Origin of the sequence: Pseudomonas sp. NLJ1 (assembly GCF_049486705.1) — a bacterium.
In the GTDB taxonomy this organism is placed as follows: domain Bacteria; phylum Pseudomonadota; class Gammaproteobacteria; order Pseudomonadales; family Pseudomonadaceae; genus Aquipseudomonas; species Aquipseudomonas inefficax.
Map to the genome: position 1 here is coordinate 2574974 of NZ_CP137735.1, position 25016 is coordinate 2599989.

Here is a 25016-nt window from a genome sequence, read left to right on the forward strand (position 1 = left end):
TCAATTCGATTGACGTTTAGTCCAGGCAATAATGCCGGATCAAGTCACGCAATAGACGCACGGTAGGCTCGATTCGTGACATTTCAAGGTATTCGCCGGGCTGGTGGGCACAGGCGATGTCGCCGGGGCCCAGCACGATGGTCTGGCAACCCAGCTGCTGAAGATAAGGCGCTTCGGTGCCGAACGCCACCGCTTCGGCGCGATGGCCGGTCAGGCGCTCCGCCACCTGCACCAGCTCGGTGTCGGCGGCCTGCTCGAATGGCGGCACCTCCGGGAATAGCGGCGCATGGTCGATGCGCACCTCGAAGCGCTCTGCCACCGGCACCAGCTTGGCACGGATGGCCGCGCGCAGTTGCTCCACATCCATGCCTGGCAGCGGGCGCAGGTCGAATTCCAGGGCGCACTGGCCGCAGATACGGTTGGGGTTGTCACCGCCGTGGATGCAGCCGAAGTTCATGGTGGGGGTCGGCACGGTGAATTGCGGGTTGCGGTAGGTTTGCTGCCATTGCTGGCGCAGGCCCATCAGCTCGCCCATCACTGCGTGCATGGCCTCCATGGCGCTGCGGCCCAGGCTTGGGTCCGAGGAGTGGCCGCTGCGCCCGAGGATGTCGATGCGGTCCATGAGGATGCCCTTGTGCATGCGAATCGGCCGCAGCCCGGTGGGCTCGCCGATCACTGCCGCACGGCCGAGTGGCTGCCCGGCCTCGGCCAGAGCGCGCGCGCCGGACATTGAGCTTTCTTCGTCACAGGTGGCGAGGATCAGCAGCGGCTGCTTGAAATCGTGCTCCAGCAGCGGGATGACTGCCTCGATGGCCAGGGCGAAGAAGCCCTTCATGTCGCAGCTGCCCAGGCCGACCCAACGGCCATCGGTTTCGGTCAGCTTCAGTGGGTCACTGGCCCACAGCTGTTCGTCATAGGGTACGGTGTCGCTGTGCCCCGCCAGCACCAGGCCACCCGGGCCAGTGCCACGGCTGGCCAGCAGGTTGAACTTGCCGGGGCTGACCTGCTGGATGTCGCACTTGAAACCCAGGTCGCCCAGCCAGCCGGCCAGCAGGTCGATGACCTGGCGGTTGGACTGGTCCAGCGCAGGCTGGGTGCAACTGACCGAAGGCGCGGCGATCAAGGCGGCGAACTGGTCTTTCAGCGTCGGCAACGGCATGCGCGTACTCCTCGGAAGCGTTGCCCATCATAGCAATGCCACTCGTTCGCAGGGCAACCGTGTGGCCTTCTTCGCGGGTAAACCCGCTCCCACAGGGAAAGCGCCACACCTGAGGGCAACACAGTACCTGTGGGAGCGGGTTCACCCGCGAAGAAGCCCACCACGATCCAACAGACGAGAGCCGACTCCTGTAGACTGCTGGGCAACCACGCCCCCTCCTTCGAGCCTGTGATGCACAAAGAAACCGAACTCAAGCTCCGCGCCAGCCGCGAGACCCTTGCCGCCCTGCGCGAGCACCCTCTGCTGAAAAAGCGCAACAAGTCCGGCTGGCAGACCCGCGAACTGCTCAACCAGTACTTCGACACCCCAGAGCGCGAGCTCTCCGCTGCCCGTGTGGCCCTGCGCCTGCGCCGCGATGGCGAGGCCATCATCCAGACCCTCAAGTGCCGCGGCACCAGCGTGGCGGGCCTGTCCGAACGCAACGAGCACGAATGGCAGCTGGACAAGGTCAAGCTCGACCTGAAGAAGCTCGACGACAGCTGCTGGCCCGCGCAACTGGCCAACCTGGACAAAAAGACCATCAAGCCGCTGTTCACCACCGACTTCACCCGTGAATACGCCGAAATCGCCTGGGGCCGTGGCAAGAGCAAGGTGGTGATCGAGGCCGCGCTGGACCAGGGTTTCGTGATCGCCGGCAAGCGCAAGGAAGAAATCTGCGAGCTGGAACTGGAACTGCGTGAAGGCGAGCCTCAGGCTCTTTTGGAACTGGCCGCCGAGCTGGCCGCCAGCCTGCCACTGATGCCATGCGACATCAGCAAGGCCGAGCGTGGCTACCGCCTGCTGGAGCCGGACAGCTACGAGCTGGGCCTGCCGCACACCGAGCTGGAAGGCGAAATGGCCGTGGACGACGCCTACGCCGCACTGGCCTGGCAACTGCTGGGCAGCAGCCAGCGCCTGGCCGAGCAATACCGCCACAACGGCCACTGGCGCCTGTTGCAGGACTGGGTCGAGTGCCTGAGCGAGCTGCGTGCCATGACCGCCAGCCTGGGCCAGGCCGCGCCGCGCGCCACTACCCGCGACCTGCGCAGCAGCCTTGACGCCCTGCTCGAAGACTGGCGCCCACTGGTGCAGGCCGGCAATGAGGACGAAGATATCCGCCGCGCCGCTCCCGAGCAGTTCGTCGAAGAGCTGGAAGACGTGCGCTGGGGCCAGTTCTCGCTGGAAACCTCGCGCTGGCTGCTGGCCCGCGCCTGGACCGTGGAGCGCAAAGGCCGCGGCGAGCGCCAGGGCAAGGCGCAGCTGGCCAGCTGGCTGGCGCACCTGCTGGGCGAAGAAGGCCGTGCGTTGAAACTGCCGCTGTACACCCAGCGCCCGGAAGACCTGGCCGAGCAGTTGCCGCGCATCGAACAGCTACTGGCCTGGCTGCACCATGCCCGCCAGGTGCTGGAAGCGCCACAGATGGACCGCCTGTATGGCGACCTGAAGAAGCTGCATGAGCTGGCTGAACAGCCGATCAGCGATGAAGTGCTGGAAGCGCGTATCGAACAGGCCCGGGCGGTAGATCAGAGCCGCGGCTGGAAGCACCTGCTCAAGGCTTGATACCGCGTAGCCTTCTTCGCGGGCTTGCCCGCTCCCACAGGGAACTGCACAAGGCCTGGGCCTGCACAGCACCTGTGGGAGCGGGCGAGTCGGGGCGCCGAACCGCCGCGAATGGCCTCAACGCGAAAGTGGCAGGCTGGTGGTGGACTTGATCTCCGATAGCGCCACGATCGAGTTCACCTCCTGTATCCCCGGCACGTTCGACAGCTTTTCGAAGAAGAACCGCTCATAAGCCTCGATATCCGGGGTAACAATGCGCAACAGAAAGTCCACCGAGCCCATCAGCACATAACACTCCAGCACCTCCGGAAACCCACGGATCGCGTCGGTGAACTCGGTGAAGTTGGAGCGCCCGTGGGCGTTCAGTTTCACCTCGGCGAATATCTGCGTGTTCAGGCCGACCTTCTTGCGATCCAGCAAGGTCACCTGCCCGCGAATCACCCCCTCCTCCTTCAACCGCTGGATACGCCGCCAGCACGGCGATTGGGACAGCCCCACGCGTTCGGCGATCTGCGCGCTGGACAGCGAAGCGTCCTCCTGCAGCAGTTCGAGGATACGGCGGTCGTAGGCGTCCAGCTCGCTGTGCATCAATAATTCTCCTGAACAGCACTTCATGAATAGAACAATTCGCCGATACGGCGAAATGATCAAATCATAGCGAAAAAATACCGCCACCAACGTGCAAGAATTTCTCCCACATTCGCGGAGACCAGCATGAACGCACAGCCCCGTACCGACGCCTGGGCCGCCAGCAGCGCCCACAGCACCGTGCACTATCGCCTGCAGGCCGAGGCCGAGCCTGACAGCCTGTGCCGGGTGCTCAACCTGTTTGCCCTGCAGTTCCTGACCCCGCACAGCGTGCAGGTCAACCAGCAGGATGACTGGCTGGATATCGAGGTCGGCATCGGCGGCCTGAGCTGGCACCGGGCCGAGGTGATTGCGCAAAAATTGCGCAACCTGGTGTGTGTGGGTGAAGTGAGCCTGACCAATCTGCAGCGGGTGGAGCTGGCGGTGGTCTGAGCGATCAGTTGTACCTGTGCTGGCCTCTTCGCGGGCGCGCCCGCTCCCACAGGTACTGCACAGTATTCAAGGCCTGTGCGATCCCTGTGGGAGCGGGTTCACCCGCGAAGAGGCCAGCACAGGCACTGCAAGATCCCGAAACCCTTCATCCCCATCAACCCAGCCCCGCCCGTCTAGCCTTGATCAGCACTCCCCTGTCAGGCACGGACGCCAACCATGCACACCTCCGACAACCCGGCACTCGACCTCAAGCGCGTGCTCCAGGCCCTGCTCGCCGACCAGCATCTACACGCCAACGACACCCTTCAGGTACTCGAGCACGCCGCCACTCACCCCACCGCTCACCCGCTGGAACAGATCGCCGCCTGCGCCCTGGAAGACCGCCGACACCCTGGCCAGCCCCTGGACCTGGACCGCCTCTGCCAATGGCTGGCCAACAAGGTCGGCCAGCCCTACCTGCGCATCGACCCGCTGCAACTGGACCTGCCCCAGGTCACCGGCCTGATATCCCCTGCATTCGCCCAGCGCCATGGCATCCTCATCGTTGCCGCCGACGCCTCCAGCGTCACCGTCGCCAGCGCCCAACCCTACCAGGACGACTGGCTGGCCGACCTCACCCGCAGCCTTGGCCGGCCGGTCCGTCGCGTGCTGGCCAACCCGCAGCAGGTTCGCCAGGCAGGGCAGTCGTTCCATCGCCTGGCCCAATCGGTAAAGGGCGCGCAACACCAGCAGTCAGCAAGCCTGGGTGAACTCGAACAGCTGCTGGAACTGGGCAAGCGCCAGGCCGAGGCCAGTGCGGACGACGCGCACATCGTGCATATCGTCGACTGGCTGCTGCAGTACGCCATCGAGCAACGCGCCAGCGATATCCACCTGGAACCACGCCGCGAGCAGGGCCAGTTGCGCTACCGCATCGACGGCCTGCTGCACAACGTCTATGCCTTCCCCGCCGGAGTGACCCTGGCGCTGGTCAGCCGCCTGAAACACCTGGGGCGCATGGACGTCGCGGAAAAGCGCCGGCCGCAGGATGGCCGGCTGCAAAGCCGCCTGCCTGGCGGTGGCGAGGTAGAATTGCGGCTGTCGACTCTGCCGACCCCGTTCGGCGAAAAGCTGGTGCTGCGCCTGTTCGACCCGCAACAGTTGCAAGAAGGCTTCGACCGGCTCGGCCTGGATGGGGCGCAACTGGAACAGTGGCAAAGCCTGCTGCGCCAGCGCCAGGGCATCATCCTGGTCACCGGCCCCACCGGGTCCGGCAAGACCAGCACGCTGTACGCCAGCCTCAAGCTGCTGGCCACGCCGCAGGTCAACCTGTGCACCATCGAAGACCCGATCGAGCGCCTGGATCCCGCCTTCAACCAACTGCAGGTGCAGCCTGCGCTGGACCTGGGTTTCGCCAACGGTGTGCGGGCCATGCTGCGCCAGGATCCGGACATCATCATGATCGGTGAAATCCGTGACCGCGAGACCGCCCTGGTGGCGGTGCAGGCAGCCCTGACCGGGCACCTGGTGCTGTCGACCCTGCACACCAACGACGCCTGTGGCGCGATCACCCGCCTGCAGGAGCTGGGTGTGGCCGACTACCTGATCAAGGCAACGCTGGTGGGGGTCATGGCCCAGCGGTTGGTTCGCACGCTGTGCGCGGATTGCCGGGGTGGTGCAGCGCTGCCCGAAGGCCAGCCGTGCCGTACCTGTCGTGGCACCGGGTTCCATGGCCGCACAGGGTTGTTCGAGCTGCTGGTGCCCAGCGACAGCCTGCGCGCCCTGATAGGCCCGGGCAGCGACCTGGCCAGTTTGCGGCGTCAGGCCGTGGCCGATGGATTGCTCGATCTGCGCCGCTGCGGTGAAGCCAAGGTAGCCTGCGGGCAGACCCGCCAAGAGGAAGTGCTACGGGCCTGTTCCTGAGCAAAAATCCTTTGTATTCAAGGAACTTGCACCCCCGTGGCAGGATCAAACCGCGCATCTTCAACCCTCACCCTTCGAGGTGTTTCAACATGCGTTTCAAAACCGCCATCGCTGCCGCTGCCTTGCTTTCGCTGCCTATCGGCTCGGCCATGGCCGATACCTTCTGGCGTAACGTGATGACTACCGGTGCTACCACGGCATCGAGCTACCTGACTTCCGGGGATCACAAGCTGGTGATGGCGGCGCAGGATGACGCTGGCAGCTTTGTGGCCAGCGAAGGCGCGATCCGCGGCCCGTTCCTTGAAGCGGCGATTCGCCAGGCCCGCGCGCAGAACCCGGAGATGCAGGCTTCCGACATGGAACTGGCCAATGCCATCCTGGCCAAAAATGCGGTAGCCGAGTAACCGCGTCGCCTGCTTCGCGGGTGAACCCGCTCCCACAGGTACTGCACAGTATTCAAAACTTGCAGAAGCCCTGTGGGAGCGGGTTTACCCGCGAAGAGGCCGGCACAGGCAACCACAATTAGCGATAAGCCTCCACCGGCACACAAGCACAGAACAGATTCCTGTCCCCATACACGTTGTCGACCCGGTTCACCGCTGGCCAGTACTTGTGCTGGCGCACGTGAGCACTGGGCGCCACCGCCTGCTCCAGGCTGTAAGGCCTGTCCCACACCGCCAGCACATCGGCCAGGGTATGCGGCGCATGCTTGAGCGGGTTGTTCTCCGCCGGCCAGTTGCCCTCCTGCACTTCGCCAATTTCCGCCCGAATCGCCAGCATCGCCTCGACGAAACGGTCCAGTTCGGCCTTCGACTCACTCTCGGTCGGCTCGACCATCAACGTGCCCGGCACCGGGAACGACATGGTCGGCGCGTGGAAGCCATAGTCCATCAGGCGCTTGGCCACGTCCTCTTCGCTGATGCCGGTCAGCGCCTTCAGCGGCCGCAGGTCGAGGATGCACTCATGCGCCACCCGCTGGTTGCGCCCGCGGTAGAGCACCGGGAAAGCGCCACCCAGCTGGCTGGCCAGGTAATTGGCCGAGAGGATCGCCACCTCGCTGGCATCTGCCAGCTGCGGCCCCATCATGGCTATGTACATCCAGCTGATCGGCAGGATGCTCGCACTGCCCCAGGGCGCGGCGCTGACTGCGCTGTTGTTCGGGTCCAGGCCGGGTATCGGCACCACCGGGTGGCTGGCGACGAACGGCTTGAGGTGCGCGCGAATGCCGATCGGGCCCATACCCGGGCCACCACCACCGTGGGGGATGCAGAAGGTCTTGTGCAGGTTCATGTGTGAAACGTCGGCGCCGATATCCGCCGGCCGTGCCAGGCCCACCTGGGCATTGAGGTTGGCGCCGTCCATGTAAACCTGGCCTCCGTGCTGGTGGACCACCTCGCAGATTTCGCGGATCCCCTCTTCATACACGCCGTGGGTCGACGGATAAGTGATCATCAGGCACGACAACCGATCCCCGGCCGAGTTGGCCTTGGCCTTGAGGTCGGCCAGGTCGACATTGCCATCATCGTCGCAATCGACGATCACCACCTCCATGCCGGCCATTTGCGCCGACGCCGGGTTGGTGCCGTGGGCCGACGACGGGATCAGGCACAGCGTGCGTTGTGGCTGGTGGCGGCTGCGGTGGTAGCGGGTAATGGCCATCAGGCCGGCGTACTCGCCCTGGGCGCCGGAGTTGGGCTGCATGCAGATGGCATCGAAGCCGGTAATGGCGCACAGCCAGCTTTCCAGCTCGTCGATCATTGCCTTGTAGCCGGTGGCCTGGGCCGCCGGGGCAAACGGGTGCAGTTGGGCAAAGCCAGGCCAGGTAATGGGGATCATCTCGCTGGTGGCGTTGAGCTTCATGGTGCACGAACCCAGCGGGATCATCGACTGGTTCAGCGCCAGGTCCTTGTTCTCCAGCTGCTTGAGGTAGCGCAGCATCTCGGTTTCGCTGTGGTGCAGGTTGAACACCGGGTGGGCGAGGAACGGCGTGCGCCGCACCAGGCTGGCGGGGATGCCTTCGGGCAGGGCCAGCTGATCGAGTGTGGCGATGTCGAGGCCATGGTCCACCCCCAGGAAGATGTCGAACAGTCGCAGCACCGTGTGCTCCGAGCAGGTCTCGTCCAGGCTCACGCCCAGGTGCCCGCGGCCGAGGATGCGCAAGTTGATCTGCGCGGCTTCGGCGCTTTCGATGATGGCCGCCTGGGCACCGCCGACATCCAGGGTGAGGGTGTCGAAGAAGTGCTGATTGAAGCGCTTGATACCCTTGGCTTCGAGGCCGGCGGCGAGGATGAAGGTCAGCCGGTGCACGCGCTGGGCAATGCGCTGCAGGCCTTCCGGGCCGTGGTACACCGCGTAGAAGCCGGCGATGTTGGCTAGCAGCACCTGGGCCGTGCAAATGTTGGAGTTGGCCTTCTCGCGGCGGATATGCTGCTCGCGGGTTTGCAGCGCCATGCGCAGCGCGGTATTGCCACGGGCATCGCGCGACACGCCGATGATGCGCCCCGGCATGGCTCGCTTGTAGTCATCGCGGCAAGCGAAATAGGCCGCGTGGGGGCCGCCATAGCCCATCGGTACGCCAAAACGCTGGGTCGAGCCCAGCACCACATCGGCGCCCAGCTCCCCTGGTGGTGCCAGCAGCACCAGGCTGAGCAGGTCTGCGGCTACGCAGGCCAGGGCATGCTGGCTGTGCAGATGATCGATCAGCGGACGCAGGTCGCGCACCTCGCCATGAGTATCCGGGTACTGCAGCAAGGCCCCGAAAACCGCGTGTTTGCCAAGGTTATCCACAGAGTCGACGATCAGCTCGAAGCCAAAGCCCTCGGCACGGGTCTTGAGTACCGACAGGGTCTGCGGGTGACAGTGCTCGTCGGCGAAGAAGGCATTGCTCTTGTTGCGCGCCACCCGCTTGGCCAGGGCCATGGCCTCGGCGGCGGCAGTGGCTTCGTCGAGCAGCGAGGCATTGGCCAGGGCCAACCCGGTGAGGTCGATGACCATCTGCTGGAAGTTCAGCAGCGCCTCCAGCCGGCCTTGGGCAATCTCGGGTTGATAGGGCGTATAGGCGGTATACCAGCCCGGGTTCTCCAGCACGTTGCGCAGGATGACCGTGGGGGTGATGGTGCCGTGGTAGCCCATGCCGATCAGGCTGGTCCAGACCTGATTCTGCCCGGCGTAACCGGCGAGCTTGGCCAGGGCGGCCTGTTCGTCCAGTGCCGGCGGCAGGTCGAGGGGGCGATTGAGGCGGATGTCTGGCGGTACGGTCTGCTCGATCAGCTCACTGCGGCTGGCGACACCCAGCGCATTGAGCATGGCCTGCTGCTCCGTGGCATCCGGGCCCAGGTGGCGACGCAGGAAAGGGTTGAGCTCTTGCAGTTGATGCAGGGATGGCGACTGGGACATGACGACGCTCTCTTCCTGAAACAGCTCTCATGGAGACTTACAAGTCTAGGAAGGGATTGCCGATTGTGCGGGGAAAGTTGCTTGCAGGCCCGGCCTCTTCGCGGCTAAAGCCGCTCCCACAGGGACCGCACAGATATCAGACGCTGTGCAGTACCTGTGGGAGCGGCTTTAGCCGCGAAGAGGCCGACGCGGTATTACTCGCCGATGGCAGCCTTGTAGCCAGCAGCATCCAGCAGCTTGTCCAGCTCGGCCGGGTTGCTTGGCTTGAGCTTGAAGATCCACGACTCGTAAGGCTGCTCGTTGAGCAGCTCAGGGCTGTCAGCCAGCTCTTCGTTGACCGCGATCACTTCGCCAGAGACCGGCGCATAGATGTCCGAAGCGGCCTTGACCGACTCGACCACACCGGCAGCGTCGCCAGCACCAAACACCTTGCCGACTTCGGACAGCTCGACGAACACCACGTCACCCAGGGCTTCCTGGGCGTGGTCGCTGATACCCACGGTCACGGTGCCGTCGGCTTCCAGGCGAGCCCACTCGTGGCTTTCGGCAAAACGCAGGTCGGCGGGGATATTGCTCATGTCTTGAATTCCTCGATTGGCTCAGCGGTACGCCCGCCGGTTGAAAATTGTTCAGATCAGGATCTTGCCGTGGCGCACGAAGGTCGGTTTGACCACCCGCACCGGGTACCACTTGCCGCGGATTTCCACCTCGGCCCGGTCGCCAGTGGCCATGGGCACGCGGGCAAGGGCGATGGACTTGCTCAGCGTAGGCGAGAAACTACCACTGGTGATCTCTCCTTCGCCAATCCCGGCTACACGCACCACCTGGTGGGCACGCAGCACGCCACGCTCTTCCAGCACCAGGCCGACCAGTTTTTTCTGTACACCTTGTTCGATTTCCTTCAGCAGGCCGGCGCGGCCGATGAAGTCGCGCTCGGCGGGCTCCCAGGCGATGCTCCAGCCCAGGTTGGAAGTGAGTGGTGTGTGTGCTTCGTCGATGTCCTGGCCGTACAGGTTCATGCCGGCTTCCAGGCGCAGGGTGTCGCGGGCGCCAAGGCCGCTTGGGGCAATACCGGCGCCGACCAGGTCGTTGAAGAAGGCCACGGCCTGCTCGCCAGGAAGGATGATCTCCAGGCCGTCTTCACCGGTATACCCGGTGCGGGCAATGAACCAGTCGCCTTCGGCCATGCCCTCGAATGGGCGCAGTTCGCGAATCAGCGCGGCGCGCGCGGGGCTGAGCAGGGCGGCGACCTTTTCGCGTGCATGCGGGCCCTGGATGGCGAGAATGGCCAGGTCGGGACGGACCCGGAAGTCCACGGCATAACCGGCACGCTGTGCGGCCAGCCAATCGAGTACCTTGGCCCGGGTAGCCGCGTTGGTGACCAGGCGGTAGCCGGTTTCGGTGCGGTAGACAATCAGGTCGTCGATGACCTTGCCCTGCTCCTGCAGCAACGGGCTATACAGCGCCTTGCCGATATCGTCGAGACGGGCCACATCGTTGGCCAGCAGGCGCTGCAACCAGGCAGTGGCGTCGCTGCCGTCGACATCGATCACAGTCATGTGGGACACATCGAACACCCCGCAATCGCTGCGCACCTGATGGTGCTCCTCGACCTGCGAGCCATAGTGCAGTGGCATGTCCCAGCCACCGAAATCGACCGTCTTGGCGCCCAGCGCCAGGTGCAAGTCGTACAAAAGCGTGCGCTGTCCCATGGGTTTCTCCTTCCGGGCGTGGCGAAGCGGCGGCGGTCGATGACGTTGGGTCGTCAGCTCTTCTTGTGTAGGACCCGCCGCGCGAGTGCCGCGCATTGTAGCCGCAAGGGCGCGGGCTGACACCCTCAGTGACTGTGACCGGGTCGACGTGCCGAACGGCGGATCAGGCCGATGACCGGCAGCAGGCCCACCAGCACCAGGGTCAGTGCCGGCAGCGATGCACGCGCCCACTCCCCCTCGCTGGTCATCTCGAACACACGTACCGCCAAGGTGTCCCAGCCGAACGGGCGCATCAGCAAGGTGGCCGGCATTTCTTTGAGCACGTCGACGAACACCAGCAGGGCGGCGCTGAGCGCGCCAGGTACCAGCAGTGGCAGATACACCTTGAAAAACAATCTCGCGCCGCCGACGCCCAGGCTGCGGGATGCCTCGGGCAGTGATGGGCGGATGCGCTCCAGGCTGCTCTCCAGCGGCCCGTAGGCCACCGCGATGAAGCGCACCAGGTAGGCCAGCAGCAAGGCCGCCAGGCTGCCCAGCAGCAGCGGCTTGCCGGCACCGCCCAGCCAGCTGGACAGCGGGATGACCAGGTGGTTGTCGAGGTAACTGAAGGCCAGCATGATCGACACCGCCAGCACCGAGCCGGGCAAGGCATAGCCCAGGTTGGCCAGGCCTACCCCGGCGCGGATACCACCCGTCGGCGCCTGGCGCCGGGCAAAGGCCAGCAGCAACGCCACGCACACCGTGACCAGCGCCGCCATGCCGCCCAGGTACAGGGTGTGCAGCACCAGGCCGACATAGCGCTCGTCCAGGTCATGCCGGCCGCGCTGCCAGAACCACGCCAGCAGTTGCAGCAGCGGGATGACGAAGGCGCAGGCGAACACCAGCAGGCACCAGCCACTGGCCAGCAACGCCTTGAACCCGCGCAGGTGGTACAGCGCCTGCCCGCGCGGCCGCTCGTTGCCGCTGCGGCTGGCGCCCCTGGCACGGCGCTCGCCATAAAGCACCAGCATTACTGCCAGCAGCAACAGGCTGGCCAGCTGGGCCGCGCTGGACAGGCTGAAGAAGCCGTACCAGGTCTTGTAGATGGCTGTCGTGAAGGTGTCGAAGTTGAAAACTGCCACCGCGCCAAAGTCGGCCAGAGTTTCCATCAGGGCCAGGGCGATACCGGCGCCGATCGCCGGCCGTGCCATTGGCAGGGCCACACGCCAGAACGCTTGCAGCGGGGACAGCCCCAGCACCCGCGCCGCCTCCATCAGCCCCTTGCCCTGGGCAAGGAATGCAGTACGCGCCAGCAGGTAGACATAGGGGTAGAACACCAGCACCAGGACGACGATCACCCCGCCAGTGGAACGCACCCGCGGCAGGCGCATCGGCCCGAACACCTCGCGCAGGGCGCTCTGCACCGGGCCGGCGAAGTCCAGCAGGCCGACGAAGACGAACGCCAGCACATAGGCCGGGATGGCGAACGGTAGCATCAGCGCCCAGTCCAGCCAGCGTCGGCCAGGGAACTCGCAGAGGCTGGTCAGCCAGGCCAGGCTGACGCCCAGCACGGTGACGCCGATACCCACACCCACCACCAGCGTCAGGGTATTGCCCAGCAGGCGAGTCATCTGGGTGTCGAGCAGGTGCGACCAGATCTGCATGTCGATCGACTGCCAGGACAACAGCAGAACGCTCAGGGGCAGGAGCACCAGGGCGGCGACCAGGGTGACCGGGAGGTACCAGCGGCGTTGGGGGGTGTGGGGCAAGGCTGAAGTCTCGAGTGCGATGGCGACCGCTGCGCGGTCGTTCGCGGGTGAACCCGCTCCCACAGGGTTCGGCGCCGCCCTTGGGGGCAGTGATATTCCTGTGGGAGCGGGTTCACCCGCGAAGAGGCCCTTGCAGGCCCCGGAAGGATAAAGCCTGGCGCTTAGTTCCAGCCAGCCCGATCCATCAAGCGAATCGCTTCAGCCTGACGCTTGCCAGCGATTTCCACCGGAATGCTGTCAGCCTTGAAGCTGCCCCACGCCGCCACTTCTTCCGATGGCTTGACCTTCGGGTTGGCCGGGAACTCCTGGTTGATGTCGGCGAACAGCTTCTGCGCCTCTTCACCGGTCATCCATTCCACCAGCTTCTTCGCTGCCTCCGGGTGTGGCGCGTGCTTGGTCAGGCCGATGCCCGACAGGTTCACGTGCACGCCACGGTCACCCTGGTTGGGCCAGAAGATCTTCACCGGCAGTTTCGGGTTCTGCTTGTGCAGGCGGCCATAGTAGTAGGTGTTGACCACGCCCACGTCGCACTGGCCGGCCTCGATGGCCTGGATCACGGCGTTGTCGTCGGAGAACACATCGGTGGACAGGTTGTTGACCCAGCCTTTGACGATTTGCTCGGTCTTCGCCTCGCCGTGGGTCTCGATCAGGGTGGCGGTCAGCGACTGGTTGTACACCTTCTTCGCCGTGCGCAGGCACAGGCGGCCTTCCCACTGCTTGTCGGCCAGGGCTTCGTAGGTGCTCAGCTCCTGCGGCTTGACCCGCTCGGTGGAGTAGATGATGGTGCGGGCGCGCAGGCTCAGGCCGGTCCAGTCGTGGGACGAGGCGCGGTACTGCGGTGGGATGTTCTGGTCGATGATGTCGGACTTGATCGGCTGCAGGATGCCCATCTGCTCGGCCTGCCACAGGTTGCCGGCATCGACGGTCAGCAGCAGGTCGGCCACGCCATTTTCGCCCTCGGCCTTGATGCGCTGCATCAGCGGGGCTTCCTTGTCGGTGATGAACTTGATCTTGACCCCGGTCTTGGCGGTATAGGCATCGAAAACCGGCTTGATCAGCTCGTCGATGCGCGAGGAGTACACCACCACTTCGTCCGCTGCCTGGGCGGCGCCGCCGAACAGGGTCAGGGCCAGGGCGGCCAGTAGGGGCTTGCGTGGCAACATGGAAAGCACTCCTCGGATCGTATGAGAGGCGCAAATGGTAGTGAATCCCATTTTCCGACTCATCTACATAGCCGTTACCGGATGTTGCAGAGGGATAACAGTTGCAAGGCTCCTGTGGGAGCGGGCAAGCCCGCGAACACCGGCAAAGCCGGTGCCATTCACCGCGTTGCCTGTTTCGCGGGCATGCCCGCTCCCACAGACTCCAGCAATCTCATGCCTTGGCCAGATCCGGCAGGTCGCCGCTCAAACCCAGCGCCTGTCGCACGAACATCGCTTTGGCCTCCGGCATCTGCTCCACCAGCTTCAACCCGCTGTTACGCAACCAGCGCAACGGCAACGGGTTGGCCTGGAACAACCGCTCAAACCCTTCCATCGCCGCCATCAGCGCCAGGTTGTGCGGCATGCGCCGCCGCTCGTAACGGCTCAGCACCTTCACATCAGCCAGCCGCTCGCCACGCTCGCAGGCATTGACCAGCACCTCGGCCAGCACCGCTGCATCCAGGAAGCCCAGATTGACGCCCTGCCCGGCCAGCGGGTGAATGGTGTGCGCGGCATCGCCGATCAATGCCAGGCCTTCATCCACATAGCGCTTGGCGTGGCGCTGACGCAGCGGCACGCACACTCTAGGGTCGGCTTGCAGCACATTACCCAGGCGCCCCTCGAAAGCCCGCTCAAGGGCCTTCAGGAAGGCAGCTTCATCCAGCGCCATCAATTGCTCGGCATGCTCCGGCGTGGTCGACCACACGATCGAGCACCAGTCCTGCTGGCCATCGCGGGTCAACGGCAGGAACGCCAATGGCCCTTCATCGGTGAAGCGCTGCCAGGCCGTGGCCTGGTGCCCGGCACTGCAACGCACGCTGGTGACGATGGCATGGTGCAGGTAATCCCACTCGCGGGTTTCGCAACCGGCCAGGCGCCGCACTGCCGAGTTGGCGCCATCGGCCGCGATCACCAGCGGCGCGCGCAGTTGCCGGCCATCTGCCAGGGTCAGTAGCCATTCATCGCCAGAACGGCGTAGCTGCTCCAGCCGCGCATTCGCCAACAGGCCGATGTCGCTGTCATGCAGGCGCTCCAGCAGGCCGTCCTGCACCACCCGGTTCTCGACGATATGGCCGAGCGTCTGGGCGTGCACGCTGGCAGCCGAAAAGTGAATCTGCCCGGTGCCGCTGCCATCCCACACATGCATGTCCGAGTATGGCGTGGCACGCCGCCGGGCAATGCCATCCCAGGCGCCAAGGCGCTCCAGAATGCGCTGGCTGGCCGCCGACAGCGCGCTGACACGCGGCTCGAACGGGGCCTGGACATCGAACGGCTTGACCGTCAGCGGGCCGCCGTCGAGCAAGAGGATTTGCAGGCCACTGTGGCGCAACGCCAGAGCCAAGGCGCTGCCGACCATACCGGCACCGACAATCAACAGATCTGCGCGCATTTCCATGCCTTACGCCAGCCTCGCTTGCGGCTTGAGCCGCACATATAGGGTTTTATCGACCCGCGCCACCAGCTCGCCGGTGCCGTCGCGGATGTCGACCTGCAAACGTGGCAGGCATTTCTTGCCGGTGGCGGTCTGCTGGCGGATGTCTTCCAGCAGCGCGTCATCGACGTGGAGTTCGGCATACACCGGGCCTTTGCCCGGCGCAATGAAATCGATGCTGGCTGCCTTGTCCCAGACGATGTAGTCACGCCCCAGCTGCTCGATCAGCAACAGCATGTAGAAAGGGTCGACCATCGAATACAGGCTGCCGCCAAACTGAGTACCGACATAGTTGCGGTTCCAGCGGGTCAGCTTCATCGCCACCTTGGCGCTGCGCAGGTCCGGGCTGATGTGCTGCACGCGGATACCGGCCCCCAGATACGGCGGGTACAGGTTCAACCGCCAGCGCAACAGGCGTGCCCGGCGCGCCAGCCGGCGCGCGTCGTCGCTCATGCCTGCCCCCGCGGGTCGGGGCGGGTACCAAGGCCCATGGCCTGCCTGGCGAACCAGCTCTTCGCCGGTGGCAACAGGTCCAGCCCGAGCAGGCCAAGGTTGCGCCCGGCGGCCAGCAACGGCTGGCTGCTGCCGAACAGGCGGGTGACCTGGTCGGAAAAACCGATGGTCATGGCCTGGTCCATGCGCTGGCGCTGGTGGTAGGCCTGCAACGTGGTCAGGTCGCCAGGCTGCTGCGGGCCGGCCAGCAGTGCCTCGGCCAGCGCCTGCACGTCACGAAGCGACAGGTTGAAGCCCTGGCCGGCAATGGGGTGCAGGCTGTGCGCGGCGTTGCCCAGCACCACCAGATGCGGCCGCACCTGCTCCTGGGCCTCGATCAGCGACAGTGGGTAGAGGTGCCGCGCGCCGACCTGACGCAAGGCGCCCAGACGATAGCCGAACACACCCTGCAGCTCGCGTAGGAAATTGCGCTCATCGATGTCGGCCAGGCGCCGCGCGTCCATGCCCTGGCGGGTCCAGACCAGCGCACAGCGGTTATCCGGCAGCGGCAACAGGGCCATGGGGCCTGCTTCGGTGAAACGCTCGAAAGCCTGGCCGCCGTGGGCCTCGCCCGGGGTGATATTGGCGATCAACGCGCTCTGTTGATAGGGCGTGTGGCGTACGTGGATGCCCAGCTGTTCGCGCAGGCCGGAGCGGCCACCGTCGGCCAGTACCGCCAGGTCGCACTCCAACTGGGTGTCGTCGTTCAGTTGCAAACGGTAGCCACCTTCGATGGCCTGCATCGCGGTCACTTCCGCCGGGCAGCGCCAGCTCACCACCTCGCTGTCCAGCCCTTGCCACAGGCACTGGCCCAACCAGGCGTTTTCCACCACGTAGCCCAGCGCCGGTACGCCCTCTTCCTGGGCATCCAGGCGGGTGGCGCCGAAGCGGCCGCGGTCGGACACATGAATTTGCCGAATCGGCTCCGCGCGGTGCTCGATGGCCTGCCACAGGCCCAGCTGCTGGTAGATCTGCCGGGTACCGAACGACAGTGCCGACGAACGCGCATCGTAGCTGGGTTGAAAGCTGTCACCCGGGGCGAACGGCTCGATCAGCAGAATCTTCCAGCCCCGCGCCTTGGCCCCCGCCTGTAGCGCCAGGGCCAGGCTCGCGCCCACCAGGCCGCCGCCGATGATCGCCAGGTTTACCCGGTTCATGCCGCGTCCTTGCGGGCGGCCTGCATCAACGCCTCGATCTCGGCGACCGTGCGCGGCACGCCCGAAGTCAGGATTTCACAGCCTTGCCTGGTCACTACCACGTCGTCCTCGATCCTTACACCAATGCCGCGCCATTTCTTCGCCACGGCCTGATTGTCGGCGCCTATGTAGATGCCCGGTTCGACGGTAAGCGCCATGCCGGGTTCAAGCACCCGCCACTCGCCACCCACCTTGTACTCGCCCACATCGTGTACATCCATGCCCAGCCAGTGCCCGGCGCGGTGCATGTAGAAGGCACGATAGGCCTCGCTGTCGATCAGCGCCTGCACCTCGCCCTTCAGCAGGCCCAGTTCCACCAGGCCCTCGGTGATGACCCGCACGGTGGCCTCATGGGCATGGTTCCAGTGCTTGCCGGGGGCGATTTCGGCAAACGCTGCGGCCTGAGCCTTGAGCACCAGCTCGTAGATGGCCTTTTGCTCCGGCGAAAAGCGCCCGCTGACCGGGAAGGTACGGGTGATGTCGCTGGCGTAGCAGTCGATCTCGCAACCGGCATCGATCAGCACCAAGTCGCCATCCTTCAGCGGGGCGTCGTTCTGCTGATAGTGCAGGATGCAGCCATTGCGCCCGGCCGCGACGATAGAACCGTAGGCCGGCATCTTCGCCCCACCCTTGCGGAATTCGTAGTCCAGCTCGGCTTCCAGGCTGTATTCGTGCAGCCCGGCCCGGCAGGCCTGCATGGCCCGCACGTGGGCCCGCGCCGAGATATCTGCGGCAGCGCGCATTACCTTCACTTCCGCCGCCGATTTATACAGGCGCATGTCGTGCAGCAGATGATCCAACGCAACGAACTCGTTCGGCGGCTGGGCGCCCAGGCGGGCCTTGGAGCGGATCACGTTGATCCAGTCCATCAGCCGGCGATCGAACTCGGGGTTGCTGCCCATGGCGCTGTACACCCGCTCACGGCCTTCGATCAGGCCCGGCAGGATCTCGTCGATGTCGGTGATGGGGAAGGCATCGTCTGCGCCGAAATCGCGCACCGCACCTTCCTGGCCGGCCCGCAGGCCATCCCACAGCTCGCGCTCGGGGTTGCGTTCACGGCAGAACAGCACGTATTCGCCATGCTCGCGCCCGGGGATCAGCGCAATCACCGCTTCCGGCTCGGGGAAACCACTGAGGTACTGGAAGTCGCTGTCCTGGCGGTAGACGTGCTCGACGTCGCGGTTGCGGATGGCAACCGCGGCAGCGGGCAGGATGGCGATGCTGTTGGGTACCATCTGCGCCATCAGCGCCTTGCGCCGACGGGCATACTCGGCCTTGGGAATGTGGCTCATGGGCAGACTACCCCCGGTTGATCAGTGCAGCGATGGCTTGGGTGCAGGGGCGGCCGGCTTGGCCAGCTCGGAGAACAGCAGCAATGGCGCCACGCGCAGGTATTCCATGACTTCCATGTAGTCGCTCTCGCCATCCTCGGACTCCTCGAGGGCTTCCTGAACCTGGGAAATGGCCACCAGGTCCTGCAGCACTTCCTTGGCCTCGTCGGACAGGTCCTTGCCACCGGCATTCAGGCCAAAACCGGTAATGAAGCCTTGGCACCACTGGCCCAGCGCGGTGGCGCGGTCGCTCAGGGCGGCGGCGTCGGAAGGCAGCAGCAGGACGATCGCCATGTCGTCGCTGGTGAGTTCGCCCTTGACCATTTCCTGCAGGCCGACCAGGGCGTTGCGAACGGAGTCACCGGGCTCGGTTTCCAGCAGCTGGGCCGCATCGGCCAGCCAGCCGTCGGCGTCGAAGCCGGCACCGGCGCAGCTGCGGCCGATCAGCAGGCCGTGCAGTTCGGCCGGGGTGACAGGATGGCCATTGCTGGACAGCAGCATGGCGAAGGCGATGTAGGGCGATTGGGTATTGGGCATGGGCAGCTAGGCGCCAGACGGCGCAATGACTAGAATGGAGACCTTGTATCCTAGCACCGGCAGGCGCGCCAAGACCATCGGCACTGGCCGTCGCCGCCCAGGGAGAGGCATCATCGCCAGGTGACTCAACGACGGAGCGAATCGAGTGCAACCCACGCAAGAGAACGACCTGCAGGCACTGATGAGCCGATTCGAGCTGCTGATCGAACGTGTCGAGCAACTAAAACGGCAAAATGCACTCCTAGTAGCTCAGGAAAAATCCTGGCGCGAAGAGCGCGCCCACCTCATCGAAAAGAACGAGATCGCCAAGCGCAAGGTCGAGTCGATGATTTTACGCCTCAAGGCTCTGGAGCAAGACTCATGAGTTCAAGCAATAGCGTCACCGTGCAGATCCTCGACAAGGAATATTCGATCATCTGCCCGCCGGAAGAGCGCAACAACCTGGTCAGCGCCGCGCGCTACCTGGACGGCAAGATGCGCGAGATCCGCAGCAGCGGCAAGGTGATCGGCGCCGACCGCATTGCGGTCATGGCAGCGTTGAACATCACCCACGAAATGCTGCACCGCCAGGAAGACCGCAACGATGCCCCGGCAGGCGGCACCACCCGCGAACAGGTGCGCGACCTGCTGGAACGGGTCGACCAGGCACTGTCCGACGACGCGGATACCAAAATCGGCTGAGATTGGTATACTGGCGCCACTCCCTGGGGGATGCGCCAGTCGGTTATGTCCCTGAGCCGATACGCACAACCACGGGGGTTGCACGCTGGGGCCGGTGTGCATGTCCGCCCGACGGAAAGCCTTAACGCCCCCTGCAATCTCCACCTTGAACTTTCGGGTTCAAGGGCTACACCGATAGCGGTCTTATCGGGGAGCCTGAATTCTCTTGCCCGCCCCCTCCGGCGGGCAATTCGTTTTGGCCGAGCGCTCGGCCAGCACACCTGGGATCGCCCGTGCCATGACCGACACCGCGCAGCTCACCCGCCCCCAGCTTCGTCGCCTGCTTCGCAATGCCCGCCGCGCCCTTACCCCTGCCCAGCAACGCCAGGCCGCCCTTGGGCTGTATCGCCAGCTGGCGCAGCACCCGCTGTTCCGCCGCGCCCGGCACATTGCCCTGTACCTGCCCAACGACGGTGAAATCGACCCATACCTGCTGCTGCGCGAAGCCCAGCGCCGCGGCAAGCGCACCTACCTGCCGGTGTTGCACGCCTGGCCGCGCACGCGCATGGTGTTCCAGCGCTTCGAGCACGGTGAAAAGCTCAAGCCCAACCGCTTTCGCATTCCGGAACCCGTTACCGACCGCAAGCGCCAGCGGCCGATCTGGGCATTGGACCTGATCCTGCTACCGCTGGTCGGCTTCGACGAAGTAGGAGGGCGGCTGGGAATGGGCGGTGGTTTCTATGATCGCAGCCTGGCCTACCAGGCGCGTCGCCAGACCTGGAAAAAGCCGTTGCTGTTGGGGCTGGCACATGAATGCCAGAAGGTCGAGCGGCTGGCTCAGGCCAGTTGGGATGTGCCGCTGCAGGGGACGGTCTCGGACCGTGGCTGGTACCTGGCGCCGCGTTGAGCGGCGCCGGCGTGGGCATCAACGTTGTGGCTGGCTGGCGTCGACCGGCATCTGATAGGCGTTGTCCAGCTTGCGCTCCCAGAACCCTTGCGCATAACCGGTAGTGACCACACCCAGGCCAAAAATGAACACCAGAATCCACAGCAGATCCGGCTTTTTACGTTGATTCATCGAAGATTGCCCCCCAAGCAAACTGTTCAGGCTCGGCGGTTTTCTGGGAACCACCGGAGCATCGCGCTTTAAACGGGGCGCATTTTCCGACAACCTGCGTCTGCAAGCAAACCTTGACGTCAACCGGCTGTCGGTTTCGTGCAACAGGTTATTTCAAACCTTTTCAGGAGCAGCACCCATGGCCTACTGGCTGATGAAATCCGAGCCTGACGAGCTCTCCATCGAAGCCCTCGGCCGCCTCGGCGAAGCGCGCTGGGACGGCGTGCGCAACTACCAGGCGCGCAATTTCCTGCGGGCCATGTGCGTTGGCGACGAGTTCTTTTTCTACCACTCCAGCTGCCCGCAGCCGGGCATCGCCGGCATCGCCAGGATCACCCGCGCTGCCTACCCGGACCCGACCGCGCTGGACCCGCAAAGCCACTACTACGATGCCAAGGCCACGGTCGACAAGAACCCGTGGAGCGCGGTGGATGTGGCTCATGTGCAAACCCTGCCACGGGTGCTGGAGCTGGGCTGGCTGAAACAGCAGGCAGGCCTGGCCGAACTGCCCCTGGTGCAAAAGGGTAGCCGCCTGTCGGTGATGCCGGTGACGCCGGAGCAATGGGCGGTGATTGTCGCTTTGCGTTGAAACTGCAGCTAAGGTCAGATCTTGCTGACCGGCGCGGTCCGCTGTAGGAGCGGCCTTGTGTCGCGATGGGGCGCACAGCGGCCCCGGGATGTCAGCGTCACCCCATGAATTGCCGGGGCTGCTTTGCAGCCCTTTCGCGACACAAGGCCGCTCCTACAGGGACTGTGGGGGCCTTTGATTGATATCAACACATCGCCAATGGCCGCAGGCCATGATGCAGTGTGCATGACCGCAAGGATGCAGAACGATGAACCGATACGCCCCCAGGATCTTCGCCATCGCGCTGATCGCCCTACTCGCAGCAGCCGGCGGGCTGGGATACTGGAAATCGCTCCACGACCAGTTGCCCGAAGGCCTGAGCATGGGCAACGGCCGCCTCGAAGCCACCGAAGTGCAGATCGCCAGCAAAATCCCCGGCCGCCTGGCCGAGGTGCTGGTCGACGAAGGTGACAAGGTCACTCGCGGCCAGCTGCTGGCGCGTATCGACACCCGCACCATGGAAGCCCAACGCAGCCAGGCCGAAGCTGAAGTGCTGCGCGCCCGGGAAAACTACGCAGCCGCCCAGGCCAGTGTGCAGCTGCGCCAGAGCGAACTGCTGCTGGCCAGCCAGGAGCTCAAGCGCGTGCGCGAGATCTTCCAGCGCAAGTACGCCAGCCAGCAATTGCTCGACCAACAGCAGGCGCGCTTCGACACGGCCAACGCCGCCGTGGTCGCCGCCCGCGCCCAGCTGGCGGCGATCAAGGCCGCCATCGGCGCCGCCGAGGCCCAGGTGGCGCAACTCACCAGCGAAATCGACGACAGCAGCCTGCGCGCACCGATCGACGGCATCATCCAGCTGCGCCTGGCCGAGCCGGGTGAAGTGCTGGGTGCCGGTGGCCGTGTGCTGATGTTGATCGACCCCAGCGACCAGTACATGAACCTGTACCTGCCGGCCTCCACCAGCGGCCGGCTGACCGTCGGCGACCAGGCGCGGATCGTGCTCGACGCCCTGCCCGAGCGGGCGCTGCCGGCGAAGGTGGCCTTTGTCGCGGCCAAGGCCCAGTTCACCCCCAAGCAGGTGGAAACCCGCGACGAGCGGCAGAAGCTGGTGTTCCGGGTCAAGTTGCGCCTGACCGACCCGGGCGCCGTGCCGCAGGCCAAGCCGGGCATGCCAGGCGCCGGCTATGTACGCACGGCTGAAGTGGACTGGCCGGCCAACCTGCAATGAACGCCCCGGCACTGTTGGCCGAGGGCATCAGCCATCGATATGGCCACCTGGTGGCTCTGCACCCCCTTGGGTTCAGCCTGCCGGCGGGCACCCGCTGCGCGCTGATCGGCCCTGACGGGGCTGGCAAATCGACCCTGCTGGGGCTGATCGCCGGCGTCAAGCGCCTGCAACAGGGCGAGCTGCAGGTGCTGGGCGGCTCGATTCGCCAGCGCCGCCATCGCGCGGCGCTGTACCCGAAAGTGGCGTTCATGCCGCAGGGGCTTGGCAACAATCTGTACCCGGAACTGTCGATCAGCGAGAACATCCGCTTTTTCGCCACCCTGTTCGGCCTCGGCCGGCGCGAGTGCGAGCAACGCATGGCCAACCTGCTGCAGGCCACTGACCTGCAGCGCTTTGCCGAGCGCCCGGCCGGCAAGCTGTCGGGCGGCATGAAGCAGAAGCTGGGCCTGTGCTGCGCACTGATCCACGAGCCGGACCTGCTGATCCTCGACGAACCGACCACCGGCGTCGACCCGCTGTCGCGGCGGCGCTTCTGGGAGCTGGTCGAGCAGGTGCGCGCGCAACGCCCGCAGCTGACCCTGCTGGTGGCCACCGCCTACATGGAAGAAGCCGAGCAGTTCGAGCATTGCCTGATGCTCGACGGCGGCCGCCTGCTGGCGGCAGGCCCCAGCCATGAACTGGCCGCAGTCACCCGCAGCGGCAAGCTGGACGACGCCTTCACCCACTACCAGGGCGCGGGCAAGGCACACCATCAACCCCTGACCATCCCGCCGCGCCCTGCCATGGACGGCCCGGTCGCCATCGAGGCGCACGACCTGACCCTGCGCTTTGGTGACTTCACTGCGGTCAACAAGGTCAGTTTCGCCATTGGCCGCGGGGAGATCTTCGGCTTTCTCGGCTCCAACGGCTGTGGCAAGACCACCACCATGAAAGTGCTCACCGGCCTGATGCCGGCCAGCGAGGGCAGCGCCAGCCTGCTCGGCCGCCCGGTGGATGCCAGCGACCTGGCCACGCGCAAGCGGGTCGGTTTCATGTCGCAGAGTTTTTCGCTGTATGGCGAGCTCAGCACCCGGCAGAACCTGGCCCTGCATGCCCGCCTGTTCGACCTGCCCAAGGCCGAAACCGCCCAGCGCATCGATGAGCTGATCGAACGCTTCGACCTGAGCGCCATCGCCGACCAGCCGTCCGGCGCCCTGCCCCTCGGCCTACGCCAGCGCCTGTCACTGGCGGTGGCGGTGCTGCACCGCCCGGAGGTGCTGATCCTCGACGAACCCACCTCCGGCGTCGACCCGGCCGCCCGCGACGATTTCTGGCGCCTGCTGGTGGAGCTGTCACGCGAGCAGGGCGTGACCATTTTCCTCTCCACCCACTTCATGAACGAAGCCCAGCGCTGCGACCGCATCTCGCTGATGCATGCCGGCCGGGTGCTGGCCTGCGACACGCCCGACGCCTTGCAGCATCAGTACCAGGGCGACACCCTGGAAGACGCGTTCGTACGTTGCCTGGAACAGGCCCAGGAACTGGCCCCGCAGGCCACCGACAATACCGTACTGGAGCAGGCAGCCTCGCCGGCACCGGCGCTGCGTCAAGGCTTCAGCCTGCGCCGCCTGCTGACCGTGGCCAGCCGTGAGGGCAAGGAGCTGCTGCGCGACAAGGTACGCCTGGCCTTCGCCCTGCTGGGGGCGATGTTCATGATGGTGATCTTCGGCTATGGCATTTCCCTGGATGTGGAAAACCTTGCCTTTGCCGTGCACGATCAGGACCAAAGCCCGCAAAGCCGGGCCTACCTCGAAGCCTTTCGTGGTTCACGCTATTTCGCCGAACAGGCGCCCATCCGTGATACCCGCGAAATGCACCAGCGCCTGCAGCGCTCGGAAATCAAACTGGCGCTGGAAATTCCGCCCGGCTTTGGCCGCGACCTGTACGCCGGTCGCCAACCGGTGGTGGCCGCCTGGCTAGACGGCGGCATGCCGTTCCGCGCGGAAACCAGCCGCAACTACGTGGAAGCCGTGCACCAGGCCAACCTCGAGCAACTGGCCAAGGCCAGCCCCCTGCCGCAGCCGCGCCAGGACCTGGTGCGTCTGGAAACCCGTTTTCGCTACAACCAGGATGTGGTCAGCGTGAACGCCATCGGCCCGGGAGTGATGGCGCTGATCCTGGCCTTCATCCCGGCCATGCTCACCGCGCTGGGCATCGTCCGCGAGAAAGAGCTCGGCTCCATCACCAACTTCTACGCCACGCCCCTCACCCGCCTGGAGTTCCTGCTCGGCAAGCAGATGCCCTATCTGGTCGTGAGCCTGGTCAACCTCGCTCTGCTGGTGGCAATGAACCGCTGGCTATTCGCCGTGCCGCTCAAGGGCAGCGTGCTGGCCCTGGCCTGCGGCGGCGTTGCCTACCTGCTGGCGACCACCAGCCTGGGCCTGCTGATTTCGGCGTTCACCCGCACCCAGATCGCCGCCATCCTCGGCACCATGATCATCACCAGCCTGCCGACCATCCAGTTTTCCGGGCTGATCGTGCCACGTTCGTCACTGGACGGCGCGGCGGCAGTGATGGGCCAACTGTTCCCGGCAGGCTACTTCCTCGACATTGCGGTCGGCACCTTCACCAAGGCGCTGGGCCTGCGCGAACTGTGGCCGCAGTGCCTGATCCTGCTGAGCTTCTTTGCCGTGTTCACCGGCCTGAGCCTGGCCATGCTGAAGAAGCAGGAGGCCTGA

At 65.2% G+C, this 25016-nt stretch carries 23 protein-coding genes and 1 other RNA gene; 11 read left to right on the top strand and 13 right to left on the bottom strand.

From position 1 onward, the window contains the following. Positions 1-16 precede the first annotated feature (16 nt). On the bottom strand, positions 17-1159 hold the full coding sequence (gene argE / locus R9B85_RS11525) for an acetylornithine deacetylase (protein WP_112249820.1): 1143 nt from the start codon (positions 1157-1159) through the stop codon (positions 17-19). A gap of 231 nt (positions 1160-1390) precedes the next feature. On the opposite strand from argE, the gene R9B85_RS11530 reads away from it, so the two are divergent. Next, positions 1391-2758, top strand: a complete 1368-nt coding sequence (locus R9B85_RS11530; RefSeq protein ID WP_112249821.1) for a CYTH domain-containing protein — start codon at positions 1391-1393, stop codon at positions 2756-2758. A gap of 117 nt (positions 2759-2875) precedes the next feature. On the opposite strand, the gene R9B85_RS11535 is transcribed toward R9B85_RS11530, so the two are convergent. Beyond that, positions 2876-3346, bottom strand: coding sequence for an Lrp/AsnC family transcriptional regulator (locus tag R9B85_RS11535; protein ID WP_015272225.1), 471 nt, complete (start codon positions 3344-3346; stop codon positions 2876-2878). A 126-nt stretch (positions 3347-3472) separates the two neighbouring features. Between R9B85_RS11535 and R9B85_RS11540 the strand changes: the two genes are divergently transcribed. The 3 genes from R9B85_RS11540 (at position 3473) to R9B85_RS11550 (ending at position 6084) form a co-directional block, all read left to right on the top strand. Further along, positions 3473-3778 carry a hypothetical protein gene (locus tag R9B85_RS11540; protein WP_112249822.1) on the top strand — a complete coding sequence of 102 codons (306 nt, stop codon included), beginning with the start codon at positions 3473-3475 and terminating at the stop codon, positions 3776-3778. 216 nt (positions 3779-3994) lie between these two features. Then, positions 3995-5680 carry a GspE/PulE family protein gene (locus R9B85_RS11545; protein ID WP_112249823.1) on the top strand — a complete coding sequence of 562 codons (1686 nt, stop codon included), beginning with the start codon at positions 3995-3997 and terminating at the stop codon, positions 5678-5680. Between the two features lie 89 nt (positions 5681-5769). After that, on the top strand, positions 5770-6084 hold the full coding sequence (locus R9B85_RS11550; RefSeq protein ID WP_215520534.1) for a DUF2388 domain-containing protein: 315 nt from the start codon (positions 5770-5772) through the stop codon (positions 6082-6084). A gap of 118 nt (positions 6085-6202) precedes the next feature. Here R9B85_RS11550 and gcvP read toward each other — a convergent pair whose 3' ends face one another. The 10 genes from gcvP to R9B85_RS11600 all read right to left on the bottom strand — a co-directional run bounded on the left by gcvP (position 6203) and on the right by R9B85_RS11600 (position 18726). Next, complete coding sequence (gene gcvP / locus R9B85_RS11555; protein ID WP_215520535.1) at positions 6203-9076, bottom strand: aminomethyl-transferring glycine dehydrogenase; 2874 nt, start codon at positions 9074-9076, stop codon at positions 6203-6205. A gap of 194 nt (positions 9077-9270) precedes the next feature. After that, the gene (gene gcvH, locus R9B85_RS11560) at positions 9271-9654 is read right to left on the bottom strand and encodes a glycine cleavage system protein GcvH (RefSeq protein ID WP_423771029.1); all 384 of its coding nucleotides are present in this window, start codon (positions 9652-9654) and stop codon (positions 9271-9273) included. Positions 9655-9705: 51 nt separating this feature from the next. Continuing rightward, positions 9706-10788 (bottom strand): glycine cleavage system aminomethyltransferase GcvT, encoded by a 1083-nt coding sequence (gcvT, locus tag R9B85_RS11565; protein WP_112249829.1) that lies wholly within the window; start codon positions 10786-10788, stop codon positions 9706-9708. A gap of 125 nt (positions 10789-10913) precedes the next feature. After that, positions 10914-12536 (bottom strand): ABC transporter permease, encoded by a 1623-nt coding sequence (locus R9B85_RS11570; RefSeq protein ID WP_112249941.1) that lies wholly within the window; start codon positions 12534-12536, stop codon positions 10914-10916. Positions 12537-12697: 161 nt separating this feature from the next. After that, entirely contained in the window at positions 12698-13699 is a 1002-nt protein-coding gene (locus tag R9B85_RS11575) for an extracellular solute-binding protein (RefSeq protein ID WP_423771030.1), read from the bottom strand. A 211-nt stretch (positions 13700-13910) separates the two neighbouring features. Beyond that, on the bottom strand, positions 13911-15128 hold the full coding sequence (locus R9B85_RS11580) for a 2-octaprenyl-3-methyl-6-methoxy-1,4-benzoquinol hydroxylase (protein WP_181457295.1): 1218 nt from the start codon (positions 15126-15128) through the stop codon (positions 13911-13913). A gap of 9 nt (positions 15129-15137) precedes the next feature. Next, on the bottom strand, positions 15138-15623 hold the full coding sequence (locus R9B85_RS11585) for a DUF4442 domain-containing protein (RefSeq protein WP_207877059.1): 486 nt from the start codon (positions 15621-15623) through the stop codon (positions 15138-15140). After that, positions 15620-16819: a 2-octaprenyl-6-methoxyphenyl hydroxylase gene (gene ubiH / locus R9B85_RS11590; RefSeq protein WP_215520536.1), complete on the bottom strand. Its 1200-nt coding sequence runs from the start codon at positions 16817-16819 to the stop codon at positions 15620-15622. Before ubiH ends, R9B85_RS11585 begins: the two co-directional genes overlap by 4 nt. Further along, positions 16816-18150 (bottom strand): Xaa-Pro aminopeptidase, encoded by a 1335-nt coding sequence (pepP, locus tag R9B85_RS11595; RefSeq protein WP_112249835.1) that lies wholly within the window; start codon positions 18148-18150, stop codon positions 16816-16818. The genes ubiH and pepP overlap by 4 nt, the downstream gene beginning before the upstream one ends. A gap of 21 nt (positions 18151-18171) precedes the next feature. Continuing rightward, positions 18172-18726, bottom strand: coding sequence for a YecA family protein (locus tag R9B85_RS11600; RefSeq protein ID WP_112249837.1), 555 nt, complete (start codon positions 18724-18726; stop codon positions 18172-18174). A gap of 181 nt (positions 18727-18907) precedes the next feature. Between R9B85_RS11600 and R9B85_RS11605 the strand changes: the two genes are divergently transcribed. The 4 genes from R9B85_RS11605 to R9B85_RS11620 all read left to right on the top strand — a co-directional run bounded on the left by R9B85_RS11605 (position 18908) and on the right by R9B85_RS11620 (position 20293). Further along, positions 18908-19090: a TIGR02449 family protein gene (locus R9B85_RS11605; RefSeq protein WP_029886233.1), complete on the top strand. Its 183-nt coding sequence runs from the start codon at positions 18908-18910 to the stop codon at positions 19088-19090. Continuing rightward, positions 19087-19407, top strand: coding sequence for a cell division protein ZapA (locus tag R9B85_RS11610; protein WP_003259368.1), 321 nt, complete (start codon positions 19087-19089; stop codon positions 19405-19407). Before R9B85_RS11605 ends, R9B85_RS11610 begins: the two co-directional genes overlap by 4 nt. 17 nt (positions 19408-19424) lie before the next feature. Further along, a non-coding RNA gene (ssrS, locus tag R9B85_RS11615) (6S RNA) lies at positions 19425-19604 on the top strand. Between the two features lie 80 nt (positions 19605-19684). Beyond that, positions 19685-20293, top strand: a complete 609-nt coding sequence (locus R9B85_RS11620) for a 5-formyltetrahydrofolate cyclo-ligase (protein ID WP_207877071.1) — start codon at positions 19685-19687, stop codon at positions 20291-20293. Between the two features lie 18 nt (positions 20294-20311). Here R9B85_RS11620 and R9B85_RS11625 read toward each other — a convergent pair whose 3' ends face one another. After that, positions 20312-20464 carry a hypothetical protein gene (locus R9B85_RS11625; RefSeq protein ID WP_003253683.1) on the bottom strand — a complete coding sequence of 51 codons (153 nt, stop codon included), beginning with the start codon at positions 20462-20464 and terminating at the stop codon, positions 20312-20314. Between the two features lie 178 nt (positions 20465-20642). Here R9B85_RS11625 and R9B85_RS11630 point away from each other — a divergent pair, with 178 nt between their 5' ends. The 3 genes from R9B85_RS11630 to rbbA all read left to right on the top strand — a co-directional run bounded on the left by R9B85_RS11630 (position 20643) and on the right by rbbA (position 25016). Next, positions 20643-21092: an EVE domain-containing protein gene (locus R9B85_RS11630; protein WP_112249839.1), complete on the top strand. Its 450-nt coding sequence runs from the start codon at positions 20643-20645 to the stop codon at positions 21090-21092. A 247-nt stretch (positions 21093-21339) separates the two neighbouring features. After that, positions 21340-22299 carry an HlyD family secretion protein gene (locus R9B85_RS11635; RefSeq protein WP_207877055.1) on the top strand — a complete coding sequence of 320 codons (960 nt, stop codon included), beginning with the start codon at positions 21340-21342 and terminating at the stop codon, positions 22297-22299. After that, on the top strand, positions 22296-25016 hold the full coding sequence (rbbA, locus tag R9B85_RS11640; RefSeq protein WP_313857134.1) for a ribosome-associated ATPase/putative transporter RbbA: 2721 nt from the start codon (positions 22296-22298) through the stop codon (positions 25014-25016). Before R9B85_RS11635 ends, rbbA begins: the two co-directional genes overlap by 4 nt.